Source organism: Sporosarcina sp. YIM B06819, assembly GCF_033485175.1.
GTDB lineage: Bacteria > Bacillota > Bacilli > Bacillales_A > Planococcaceae > Sporosarcina.
In genome coordinates, this window is record NZ_JAWLIQ010000019.1 from 28,575 (window position 1) to 42,010 (window position 13,436).

At 34.6% G+C, this 13,436-nt stretch carries 7 protein-coding genes and 1 pseudogene; 4 read left to right on the forward strand and 4 right to left on the reverse strand.

Annotation, left to right across the window (positions count from 1 at the left end; genetic code table 11):
* Positions 1-289: 289 nt before the first annotated feature.
* Entirely contained in the window at positions 290-1,561 is a 1,272-nt protein-coding gene (locus R2B72_RS13410) for a saccharopine dehydrogenase NADP-binding domain-containing protein (protein WP_318617131.1), read from the reverse strand.
* Positions 1,562-1,797: 236 nt separating this feature from the next.
* On the opposite strand from R2B72_RS13410, the gene speD reads away from it, so the two are divergent.
* From speD to R2B72_RS13425, 3 genes and pseudogenes are all read left to right on the forward strand, one after another.
* A complete protein-coding gene (gene speD / locus R2B72_RS13415; RefSeq protein ID WP_318617132.1) occupies positions 1,798-3,120 on the forward strand; it encodes an adenosylmethionine decarboxylase in 1,323 nt (440 codons plus the stop codon).
* A 388-nt stretch (positions 3,121-3,508) separates the two neighbouring features.
* Entirely contained in the window at positions 3,509-4,483 is a 975-nt protein-coding gene (locus R2B72_RS13420; protein ID WP_318617133.1) for an NAD(P)H-quinone oxidoreductase, read from the forward strand.
* A gap of 413 nt (positions 4,484-4,896) precedes the next feature.
* Positions 4,897-5,151, forward strand: a pseudogene (locus R2B72_RS13425) (tyrosine-type recombinase/integrase); the annotation flags it as partial.
* 558 nt (positions 5,152-5,709) lie between these two features.
* On the opposite strand, the gene R2B72_RS13430 reads toward R2B72_RS13425, so the two are convergent.
* From R2B72_RS13430 to R2B72_RS13440, 3 genes are all read right to left on the reverse strand, one after another.
* Entirely contained in the window at positions 5,710-6,795 is a 1,086-nt protein-coding gene (locus R2B72_RS13430; protein WP_318617135.1) for a hypothetical protein, read from the reverse strand.
* Entirely contained in the window at positions 6,792-8,228 is a 1,437-nt protein-coding gene (locus tag R2B72_RS13435) for a hypothetical protein (protein ID WP_318617136.1), read from the reverse strand. Before R2B72_RS13435 ends, R2B72_RS13430 begins: the two co-directional genes overlap by 4 nt.
* Positions 8,229-8,891: 663 nt before the next feature.
* The gene (locus R2B72_RS13440) at positions 8,892-12,515 is read right to left on the reverse strand and encodes a hypothetical protein (RefSeq protein WP_318617137.1); all 3,624 of its coding nucleotides are present in this window, start codon (positions 12,513-12,515) and stop codon (positions 8,892-8,894) included.
* A 153-nt stretch (positions 12,516-12,668) separates the two neighbouring features.
* Here R2B72_RS13440 and R2B72_RS13445 point away from each other — a divergent pair, with 153 nt between their 5' ends.
* The gene (locus R2B72_RS13445; protein ID WP_318617138.1) at positions 12,669-13,394 is read left to right on the forward strand and encodes a SprT family zinc-dependent metalloprotease; all 726 of its coding nucleotides are present in this window, start codon (positions 12,669-12,671) and stop codon (positions 13,392-13,394) included.
* The last annotated feature ends 42 nt before the right edge of the window (positions 13,395-13,436 follow it).

Here is a 13,436-nt window from a genome sequence, read left to right on the forward strand (position 1 = left end):
AATCGACAAAAAACACTTATGGAGTCATATGATGCAATCTTAACTTCGCCAAATGTGAGTAGCTTAATGGTGCGGTAGCTGTCTTCCACATCTGGCCATATCTATAAAATACACGTTAGAAGACCTTTCATCAACTACGTAAGTTGATGAAAGGTCTTCTTGATGAGTTTGCTAATGCTTGGTCTAACCAGATAAGCAGTTAGATAGTGCCACCCATGTCCCAATGTCAGGCATTGAAGTTAGTCTATAGCCATGGACACATTAAACTTATTTGAGTACTCATTAACAATTAGATTCGATTATTTTTCATTCTCTGATGTAAGAGACCATCTGAATGTTTATTTTCACCTACTACAAAATCTGTCATGTAATAAGTCAAATAGTCCCCATAGTGATTGTTTGTTTTCAACAAAAGTTCATCTACATAGTAAGCTCCTTTTGGTATTTGATCTAATAGCAGGACGGATAAGGAAGCATAGATACCGCAAGCTACTTGAAAGTAGGTAGCATTTGTTTTGTATTCTGAGAATATGGAATCATTGCTTGACACATTGTACATATAACGTTCCTTATCCTGATAAACCAGGAGTACTCCAGCTAAATCCTCGCCCTCCAGTGTCGCATCAAATGGATCTAGTACCTTCATTTCATGGTCCCATAATTTATCCAAGTCATCTAGGTTTGAACGAATTAACTCTGTCGTATGGTCATTTACCTTATATAAGAACCCACCTTCCATGTCAAATAACTGGCCTAAAGTATATACCTCTTCATGTGGCATTAAACAACCGTAAAACTGTTTGTCCCCTAACGTAACCTTAAATTCAACATCATAAACCTTTTCGTACAAGAAGAGTGGGATGTGATTCTTCATAAACATTGGATAACTTAAAATTGCCTCATCCAAAAAACATTCCGGCGCCCAAGTTGTATATATGACATTTTCTTTAGCCATTTTCTTATTCTTATAGAAAGAGGTATCATGCTCCACAATATAACAACCAAGCGGAAGCTCTTCTGATGTATCTGATTTAAGGAGTTCAATCGCCATCCATTGAACTACACCTGGATTCATTCCAGAGCCAATTATGGCTGATGAATTTATAAATTCACCTTTATGCTTTTCTAAATGCCTAAGTCTCTCTATTAAGCCAAAACCTTCATACAATTCTTCATTCTCATCGACCATTGTGTTTTCTAACGCAGTATTTACATAGTTTATTCCAAGTTGGTCACAGCATTGTAGCATTTCAACCGTATCTGCCCAGGAAACGTCAACAACAAGTGATGTCTCCGTTTTTTTTAGATGGTCGATAAATCTTTTATTATCTTTAAGGTCAAATTGATGCAGCACAATATAGTTTTTCAAATTTGGAAATAAACGATGAAAGTAATCGTCCTTTTGCTGTTTGTTATCAACTAAATGGATCCTACTCTTCTTAATTATGTGATGGATGGGATCCTTTTTATCATGAGCTGATTTATTTAAAATGGAGAGGATTGACTTTGCAACTCCTCCACCACTACCTAAAATTGTGATTACTGTATCTTTATCCTTCATTTCAACGCCTCATTTACTATTTTTTATAATATATGTAGTTGAAATTGAATGAAGGCAGACAGTTGTCCATCGAAGCGAAAAATAAAATTCTTTTGAACTGTTTTTTTATAAATTAAGTAATCTGCACAAGCCTTCTTATAACTTGTACATAAAGTGATTAGAGGATGATCGTAAAAGTTGGGGGTTTATTCCACTATGACAATTCATTCATAACAATATAAGAAGGAAGTGGTTTCATGGATACAAATGGACAACATCTCGTTATCGATGCGTTTGAGTGCCATACAGAAATTCTTAATAACGCAGCAGAGTTAGAAGAATTGCTAACGAAAGCAATTAAGCAATTAGGAATGGAGATTCTATCATCTCATTTTCATTCTTTCACACCTCAAGGGGTAACAGGAGTTATTGGTATTTCAACGTCACATTTTTCAATTCATACATGGCCAGAACATGGTTACGCAGCGTTAGATTTATATACATGCGGAATTCAGGATATATGGCCAGCATTAGAAGAGGTTCTTAAAAAAATACAAGCTAAGCAAACGGCTGTGTACGAGCTTACTCGAGGAGGAGAATTCCACAGTAAACCTGTAATGAAAAAAATAAATATTACTTCGGCTGTCGAGGCGGAAGAAAACATTGAATCACAAGCATTGTTTCAATTACGGGACGACCGCGGGAATGAGTGGGATACGATACAATTAAAAGAAATGGTGGGTGGAAAACATAATATTCTATTTCATGGGGAAAGCCAATATCAAGACATATTATTAATCGAGGCTAATGATCTTCGATTATATTTAAACCAAGAGTTACAGTTTTGTTCCCTGGATGAAAGATATTATCATGAAGCGTTAGTCTATCCAGCAATGGAGGTAGCAGGTTCCCATGAACGAATTCTCATTTTAGGTGGAGGAGACGGTCTTGCTTTGCGAGAAGTACTTAAATATCCAAATGTTAAGCATGTTGATCTTGTAGACATTGATTCAATGATTATTGAACTTGCAAAAAATGAACCAGCGTTATTAGCCCAAAACAATCGTTCATTATTGGATCACAGGTTGAATGTTCATACCGAGGACGCCAAAAAATATATAGATGGGGAGCTGCAGCCTTATAATGTGATTATCATCGACTTTCCAGATCCTGTCGACCCACTCCTTAGCTCACTCTATACCAAAGAATTATTCAGCAAGTTAGCCAATCACTTAACGGTTGATGGTGCACTAGTTTGCCAATCAAATTCACCAGAAGATACACCACAAGTTTTTTGGAGTATCGCTAAAACAATAACGGAAGCAGGCCTATATACTATGGGATACAATGTCATTGTACCTTCTTTCGGTTTATGGGGATTTCATTTAGCGACACATAAAAAATTCACAGGAAAAATACCGGAAATCTCTGTACCACACCAAGCTCTTTCTACCAACATGGAAGCGTTGTTTCAAATTCCTTCATCAATAAAATCTTTACAGGAATCCGCGATTGTAAATAAGGATGCTAATCTGAAATTGCATGAATTATACCAAAAGGAAATAAAAGAATTAGAATGACAAGATTAAAGTCAAAATAAAAGTGTCACGCTAGAGTGCCTAACATGAAAATTCATGCCCCCATGAAAACACTAGGCACCGCCTAGTTCCACAAAGAATTTGGGGGCAGTTTTTCCTTATGCTCTTTCTGTCCTTCCTGTCCAACATCTGACCTCGCAGTAAAACTTGAATCTACCGTTTTAATCTAATTACAATACTAAGCATTACTGGTCATTATAATGTGATATTATTGTATCGTATAGATTTGTTGTGGCTTTGAAATAAAGACACGATGTTTGTAAAATAGATGAGATGTTTAAAATAAAGTCGCACCGTTTATAAAAATGTTGCGATGCTTTTTCTCTTAGATTTTTGTCTAAGGGTATTTTTTTTAAAGGATGTGTTATTTATGAAAGCTGTGATTGTAAAAAAAACAGGTGGTCCAGAGCAACTGGAGCTTGTCGAGGTTGCTATCCCCCAACCAAAAGAAGGGGAATTGCTTATAAGTGTTCATGCAGCAGCGGTAAATCGTACAGATATTATAACCCGTGAAGGGAAAGTAGGGTATGCTGAAAATCCTATTTTAGGTGTAGAAATTGCCGGAACAGTTGTTGAAGTAAATGGTGATAGTTCCTTTTCTGTTGGAGATAGAGTAATGGGGCTGGTTAATGGTGGTGGTTACGCCAAGTTTGCTGTCATGCCAGCCGATCGAGCGATGAAAATTCCCAAGTCTTTATCGATTGAAGAAGCTGCAGCGATTCCTGAAGTGTTCCTAACTGCCTATCAAACATTATTTTGGATAGGTAAACTTCAAAAACAGGAAACAGTATTAATTCATGCAGGTGCAAGCGGAGTTGGAACAGCAGCAATTCAATTAGCAAAAAAACTTGGTAATGCAAAAGTTATTGTTACTGCTGGTTCTAAAAGAAAACTCGATTTTTGCCAAAAACTTGGAGCTGACGTCCTTATAAATTACAAGGAGCAGTCATTTGATGAAGAGGTTCTAAAAGCAACAAACGGGAAAGGTGTAGATTTGATTTTAGACTTTATTGGCGCTGATTATTGGGAGAAAAATTTAGCATGTATTAAGAACGAAGGTCGATGGGTTCTTATCGGAATACTTGGTGGACATGAACTGGAAAAGGTAAACTTATTTAATTTGATGTCGAAGTGTATTCAATTAACAGGGACATTACTAACCCCAAGAAGTGATGAATACAAAGCTCTTTTAACTAAAGAATTTGCCGAAAACGTAACACCTTATTTTGAACGAAAAAATGTAATACCTGTTATTGACACTAAATTCCCTTTTGAAAAGGTTAGAAAAGCTCATCTACATATGGAAGAGAACCGCAATATCGGTAAGATTATACTTGAGCTATAGGGTTAGTTTTGTAAGTTTCATAGATCTTGAAAATGAATGAAGATAAATTAACAATTGCTTCAGGTCATTGTAAGTCAGTAAAAAATGATTTCCCATTTAAGTAACAGATGATTAGTTGAAGAAGGATTACAAAAATGATCAATCTTTTTTATAAAAGAGTAATCCAATTAAATACTATAAGAGCGTGTTTTGATTAGTCTTTTTTCAAAACACGCTTTTTTCTTTTACTCTTTTTTGTATTTGAATTGTTACCACCTAAAAATAAGAAATCAGTTCGAACAATTATGGTTGATGATCAGTTGATTGTACTGTTGAAAAAATATCGCAGAGAGCAAATGGAGCTAATAATGAAACAGCAATTGGTTTACGTAGACCAGAATTTCATTTTTGCGTAGAATACTGGATATCCCAGATGTATGAAACAGGTAATGAATCGTTTACAGCGTCTTTTGAAACATTTGGATTACAACAAGTACATTACACCACATGGCTTTAGACACACACATACATCCCTGCTAATAGAAGCCGGAGCTAACGTTAAAGAAATCCAACAGCGATTAGGTCATGGAGATGTCGACACAACAATGGACATTTATGCTCATATGACCAAAAACATTGAAGAAAAGACCTCTCATAAGTTCAGTGAACTCACGAAAGGTCTTTTTTAAAAACTCAAATTTAATTTGTTTCGATATCCGGAAGTTAGCAAAAAGTTAACATTTCATGAATAACCTTCTCACAAACCCATACATATCAAGGTTCGAGAGGGGTTATTACATCATGCCGCCCGTGAGTTGAAAGTGTATAACATCGTTAACAAGAGGTGCGGAAAGTGCGGTAAATCAACGTTTTGGATGTTACTTACTGTAGTATCTTGAACGGGGGGTTACCGCTTACTATGGGATTGCGTTAGCAAAGTATTAGCATCAAAGTAATAATACCCGTGGGTTGAAAGTGTATAACATCGTTAATAAGGGGATCAAAAGCGCGGTAAATCAACGTTTTGATGTTGCTCGCTGCAACATCTTTAACGGGAAGTTACCGCGTTTTATGGGATTGCGTTAGCAAAATGTTAGCATTTCAAACAGAGAATTTGTCAGCATTGTTCACACAGACAACATGTGAGAAGTGTATATAGCAACACCCTCAAGTTCTTTTGTACCTTCTTTTTCTTGTCCAATACAAAAATGTACTGTAAGCTTTAATCCAAAATGGAAAAGGATCAATTATAATTTATATTTAAAGTCTAGAGCCTCACAAACTATATCGAGAATTACATAATCAAGCTCTTTCTTCGAAGTATTCAAGGACGTTAAGAACTTCTTATTTCTTTTAAAAGACTTCCACAAAAGCTTTTTATCTTCATTATCTAATTTTATTTTATATAAAAGGTTTGACAATGCGATTATTAGATCTTTATTAATACTTTTACTGTTGCCATCAGAAGTAAATTTGCCGAAATCTTCCTCATTGTACTTCGGTTGCAATCCTAATATCGGGTTTACGAGCAATTGGGTTGATGCCGACATCAAATTCACATATGCCGCTAATTCGTATTGCTGGGCTTCAGTCATTTGATTATAATCCAATCCAAACGATTCAATTTTTTCAATTGCATTATGAAGTATGACACTTTCATCTATTATATGGGATATGCGTTCATTAATTTCAACTATGGCAAGCTCATAGGAGTTTATATCCCGATTGCTTATCAATGTAAAAATGTCTTCAAGTCGGTCCTGATTACTCTTAGTCTTCCAAAATAGAAGCCCACTACCCAAAAGTGCAACACCCGCGATTGCCCAACCGATAGGTCCAGCAAGAGCCAACAGGGCGTTTCCGGCCACGATACCTCCACCACCTGTAGCAAGTGTTCCACCGCCCAACCACGCTAATGCAGCTTTAGTAGCGGCCGCACCACTTAAAGTGGATATTGCCGTACCGGTTGATGCAACACCAAAAGTTGTAGCTACACCCATTGCTGCAGTAGGACCAAGGGCTACTACAGCAACACCTGCGCCAACACCTACCACACCTTTTCCAGCATTTTTTGCAACAGCATTTTTATAATCTGCCTCGATTTTTTCAACCTGTTGTTTCCAAATTAAACGAACATTTTTTAGTTTATTATATTCCAAACGTTTTTCACTTGGTATGTTTCTAATTTTATCAAATAGCTCCTGAATATCGTTTAATGAAGTATATAGATTGTAAGTGCTTTTCCCAAGCTCCTCTATTTTATTGTTTGTCTTTTTGATGGTAGATTCAGCTTGTTCTTGGGCAATTTGTAGATTTGATTTCCTCTTACTCACTCTTTATTTCCTCCTAAAAAATAAGAATCTATTTCCACTTTGCTCCTTAGTATTTCATTATTTGGCACATTTCTCTTTTTAGCTAACATAACAGATTTTTCAAATGCGTATAGAAACATATCACTATTCTCAAAATCAACTATAAAGTTCAAAAGACTTTTATCGTCATATAATTCCGATAGTAATTTGAGTCCTTCAATATAATCTTCTACAACTATTCTTTCTTTTCTCGCAAAGAATATTTCTCTTTGAGCTTTTTGGATTCCAATTTCACGCTTAACTTCACCATATAGGGAAATAGTAAATCGTCCAACCCCTACAATATTAAGACGCAAGAAAAACTCTGTTGGATTAAAAGTTCCTGCACCTGTTAATAATCCACGGATAGTGGCTTCGCCAATATCCAAGGTGCAAAATGTCCCATGCGCTACAGTCAACATTCTTTTAACAGTTGGGTTTGAAAAAGGTTCACACTTTCTCCACATAAGTGAAAATGAACGAGTTTCTTTATCAATTTCAGCATAATATTTTATAAGTCTTCTAATAGCATAAACAAGACGAACTAACATCTCGTTCACAAAAACTGGAATGGCTTGGGCCGATTGAAACCTTGTGTCATATCCTGCTTTATATATATTAATAGCCAACTCATTTATCGACTTGTCAAACTGCGATACAGGAATATTCAGGGATCTTTTTAGTGCAATAATATCATTTGTCCATGTCCATAAAGGTGAAGGTATTCCCATTCCACGCCTATTGTTACCTGATGGGCCTGAAACATCAGATATTAAATGTCCAAACCAGTTAGCAATGGCACAGAATAATTTACTTGTTATGTTATTTCCCCTTAATTCAAACTTCCCATCTGCATCGGCTAAGGATATTAGTTCACCACCGGAAATGAAATGCGAGGAATTAGTAAACTGGTCTAATATTGAAAAGAACAACCCAAGTAAACTTGGATTATGTGCAAGTGATTTAAAGTGATGATTTGTCGGATTCAATCCAAAAACAAAACTTGCAGCGTCACCAGCACCACGCTGATCATATGGAATTTTAAATTTCTTTTCAAGAAATCGTATTGCTGAAGACAAAGAGTTCTTCCCTTTATCCTTCCATCCACACAGTTTTGCAAAATCAGTTGTTCGATCAGCAAACCATTTATCAGTAATAACTCCGCAAGGGGATTCTCCAGGCTTACCGACTAGGAAAATATCAACGATACCACACAACGCGCCCGAACTCGCCGCTAATATATAATCCAATTTATCACAATTCGGCTTTAAGCTGTGAATTGATTCAATAGTTTCATCTAAATTCTGTATTTCCAGCTCCGCTTGATTTAGTGCCGCGAAAATAGACGATGTGAAATCATATTTACCATCAGCCACGCTCATTTCAAGCAACAATTTTGTGTTTTTTGTTTTCATTAAACATATCCCTCACTTACGCACACCTCATATTAATTTATGTTTCTTCCAATATTCATCCCGAGTTAGTCACTCTAACTTCCAATAAATTCATTGTATCATATATACCGCAAAACTAATTAAATATTCAAAAGTGGTGCTAATAGAACATAATACAAAATGTAGTAACTGTGGAATGCCCCCGAAATTTCTTCATCCATGGTTGTTTAAAAAGAACAAATTTATCAATAACAAAAAAAGAAACCCAACCATTAAGGTATTGAGTTTCTTCAATCAACAAAATTATTTCTTCAAGCAAGTAATGAATAAGATGAAAGGGGCGATTAACTTAAAAGTTTTGGATTACCACATAAGTACGTTAAATCAACGTTTTGAGCATTACTTACTGTAACATCTTTAACGGGGATTTTCCGCTTTTTCTGGGATTGAGTTAGCAAAATGTTATCATGTTCTTTATTGTATAAAGTATGTTTGCACACACAGCATGGATGCTGATAGTTTTATGTTTATGCAAAAAAGATTGATCCACTTAGATTCAAGCATTTTATTACAGCCCTCCAAGTAACACCTTCCACTAACCCCCATCTGCTAGAACAAATGATTATTGTAGATGAATTGAGCTACTTAATCAGAGTTTGGAGCTACCCACTGCCAGAATTAGATTCATTTATTTCGTATTATTTTGTAGTATCCATCTTTATTTTGATCCTCCTGAAAATCAGAAATCCAGTTATTTTCTTTAAATGCGGCTAACAGCTCTTCATTAACCGTATTAATTTCAAACTTTGGTCTTTTCCGTTCTTCAAAGATTTTCTTATATTCCGCCAGGCCTAATATATCAAGATACTCCATGGATTCCGCCTTGCCTAAAAATTGTATCATCGAAATAAATAAATCAACTTTAATGCCGTGATCCAAATCACTTGATTCTATTAATATTTTCAACAAATGATTGGCAACATCTTTAGGATTTTCAATAATTAATCCTATATTATCTATTGCCAAGCCAAGTATTATTTGCATAAGTTCCTCATCCCAGTTTTCGTAGGTTACGAAAAGATGGAAAAGATCATCTGATTCAAGATTATTCTTCAGAATATGTGCAATGACGACAGTAGAATATTCTTTATTCACAACTGATAACGAATCACTTGTGAAGTCAAGTAACTTAATCTTTATATCATCGCTAACATCCCAATTCAATATTTCAACAACCTCATCAAGTACAAATGCTTCCCTCGTAATTGTATCCACATATTCATCAAGGTTCTTTTTAATAAAATATAGAGCCTGACTTGAATAGTTATCCCGTATAAATAGTAAATTATCAAGATTCATTGGAACAATGCTCTCATCGATAATTATTCGTAACTTGTCATCAGTTATGCCACCAATATCGAAAATATTATACGAAAAATCAAGGGAGGCTAGTATCTCCCTGTACTTGTGATTTAATAGCCCATTAGAAACTATTGTAGCATCGAAGAATTCTTCTGATGCTTCATCGCCGTAGATATCTTTAATTTCAAGAAAATTCAACATGGATTTATCAGTATTTATGAAAGATATTAACGTAGAATCTATTGTTTCACTCTCATCAAAATAATCAACAATATTTTTTTCTGTATACCCAACTAGGTCTTCACTTAATAATGACATCCACAAATTTTTATCTATTACTTCATCAATTGAAGTTATTGGGGTCTTTAATAATTTAATATATAATTCTTTTTTCTCTGTAGCAATTTCTTCATTGTTTAAAATTTGTAAGGCTGCTTCTTCAACATCATTGATAACCTCGTTGCTATTTGACAAAATAACCTCAATATAAATATCTATGTTATCATTTACATGGCGTGTTAAAGGTGAATCGGGTTGACTTAGCACCATTGTATAATTCTTATGATTTATATCTTCCTCTTTACTAATCTGATAAAACTTCCTAAGTATAGTACTCAAATTATCAAAGTTAATTTCGTATAATGAGTTGGAATAAACCTCATGTAAAAGTTCATCATTTGCATTTGAAATACTAACAAAAGACACATTCAACAAATTAAAACCATGAATGAGCCTCTCTATATCGGGGTCATCTATATTTAAGTAATCTGTACTATTAGAAATGTAATAGGACAGAGCATTCTCACTATCGACAATGGTAAGATTGTCATCCCCTGAGTAGTAAAGTGTGTATTTTGAATATGTCTTAATCTGTTTTTCAGTAAGGGAACTTCCTTCTATTGCAAAAGTGAACATTTCGGGCCATTGTAGATTGAGATATTTTACATAAAAAGAAATTGCCCTTTCAGTATCAAAGTATTCTCCTATAAATTTGAAGTTTCTATTATCCCTGAGTTGTTTTATAAACAAATTAAGAAGGTTCATATTGTTAGGCGTCTTCAAGAGGTGTTCAAACAAATCGAAGTTAAGGATTTCTTCTTGTTCAAAATCCACCGGTCGCGACCTATCTATAACTAACGCAGGATTTTTTAGCCTATAAGTATATTCTTTAGCTTTCTTATCTGTAACACTTCGTAAAAAGGTTTTATCTATTCGACTTAAACTATTCGAATAAAAATATGTCATGTAGTCAGCGTAGGTTTCGTCTATAAATCCATTTCGCAAAATATATTTCAGTAAATCGAAGTATTCACTACCCTTGATTTCATGAAAATTATTTTCAATGCCTATTTCATTTGTTAATGTTACCTTGAAAATATCATCTATATTTTCTCTTGTAATAATCTCATAAAGTTGTTTGGATTGAATTGAAATTATCTCCTGTTCGATATGCGATAATTCATCTTCTAATTCAGGAAGACGACTATTTAACCTGTCGTCTATAGCCTGTTTTCGAATAGGGTATTCCATGTCATACTTTTCCTCTAGTTTCTGTCGCTCTGGATAATACAATCGGCTAGATCGTGAACGCTTCGCATTATATATATCATCTAATTCTTCAATTGATGCTGCATGCTCTTTATTAGCTCTCCCAATCTCTCCTTTCTTAATATCTCCTAAAGCTTTAAGTCTTTCAATTTCAGGATTAATAAAATCCTCTTTTTTAGAAAAAAGCGTATAAACCATACCTTGATTGAGCTGTAAATCGCTAAAATCCCGTGGAAATAAATTCTTATAAGTTATTATTGCAAGCATTTTATCACTATTTAGTTCTGTTGTATTAAGTCTGTTGTAATAAATGATAAACTCATTGTATATGTTTTTTAGAACCCTCATGTCATCTATGTATAATGAAAGCCCTTGTAATAAATTATTATCAAACAAATCATAAATACCGCCTTCCTTAAAATGCGATATAAACTGATCATATGAATTTGAACTATCCACAACTGGGACAACTGGAACTATATAATCAAAAAACTTTGTGCGATCCTTCGATACAAAAATATCGTCCCGCAAAAGATAGAAGAACCTTAGTGGTTTTTCCCCTACTTTTTCGAGTTGAATATTTACCAATGTATTTATCTCGCGCAAACGTTCAAATATTCCATTTGCATCAAAGCGATCCATATCTTCAAATACAATTACATCGGCATTAACATTTTCAAAAAGGTATAAAACTTCATTGAGGTATTTGTCAAAATACGACTCTTCACTTTCCTCGAAAATCTCAATTTCATTCCCCTGCAAACTGACCCTTCTGAATATATTTTTCGTTTTTTGTAATTTTATCACTGAGTAAAGGAAAATAAATAAAGTAATAGCAATTATTATTCCACTAGTGATAAGCGAATATTGGTTCACGGATATTCCCATGAAATCCTTTATCCAAGAGTTTGGTAACGAAGCCACATATCCAGTCCACATTTCAAACATCAAAATATGAAGTATAGACATTATAAATAGCATTGTAAAAAAAGTACCTGGGAAAATATCCATCTTTTTTATTTTCTTCTTTACTTTAAAATTTGTTTGGAAGATACTTTCTGCTGGAATCTGGTGAATTAGCTGATTTAGTATTTTCCCTTCTAATACAGATTCTTTAATTTCAACTTCATCCTCTATATCAGTTTCTTCGAAATGTGCCAGTGAAATCTGAACAAATCGCAAGCCTTTATGTTTTTTTATATATGAAGCTATTAAGCTACTTTTACCAGCACCATATGCCCCGGAGATGGCAACATTTCGAACATCTGGATTTTCGAATATGTAATTAATAGCGTCCTCATAAACTTTTAATTCTATGTCATTATCCGGAGTGAGTTTTTGGAAGTTATATTTATTCTCCTGCTCATTGCTGTCTACTTGACGTTGACGATTCCACATATCTATCTCCTCCCATACTATATTTACAACTAGTACATCATCCTGAACTGGCTTCCTAATCTTTCATTTAATAATTTCAATTGAAAGTCCCCCCTCAACTTTTTAATAACAAGCACTTCATGTTACTATATAACCTAAAGGGGGAGATTCAAATTGCATTTAATAACATTCGGTCAGACATCAATCCCCTATGAGATAGTCAGGAGCCATAAAAGGAAAACTGTTTCAATTACAGTTGATAAAGATGGGGTTAAGGTAATTGCCCCTGATGATGTAGAGATTGAAAAAGTTCAAGATATCGTGAAGGATAAAGTGATTTGGATTCGAAAACAATTACTTCATTTTGAAGAAATTAATGATGATCGACACCAGCGATTATTTTTATCAGGTGAAAAGCTTCCGTACTTAGGGCGGCAATATCGTTTAAAGGTGATATCCAATACAGAAATAGCAGTGCCAAACTTCAAATTTTCGCAAGGAACATTTTTGGCGGAAGTACCAGCTACAATAAATAAAGATCAATATCGTGATGCATTGTTTCCTTTATATGAGGATTGGATAAAGACTAAAGCACTAAAATACGTGAATAATCGAATTTCTCGTTATACAACTATTCTTCAAATAAACCCTTCAACTATTTCAATAAAAAATCAGGAACAACGATGGGGGAGTTGTACACCCAGCGGAAAAGTTCTTTTAAATTGGCGGATTTTCTTAGCACCAGTTTCAGTAATTGATTACGTATTAATACATGAGCTGGCTCATTTAAAACACCTCAATCACTCTACTCAGTTTTGGGAAACGATCAAAATGTTACAGCCCAATTACGAGGAGAAAAAGGATTGGTTACGTATCAATGGGCCTTCCCTCTATATTTAACTCGAAACAGTATATAAAGAAATTGGCGAGAATCCCGCCAAT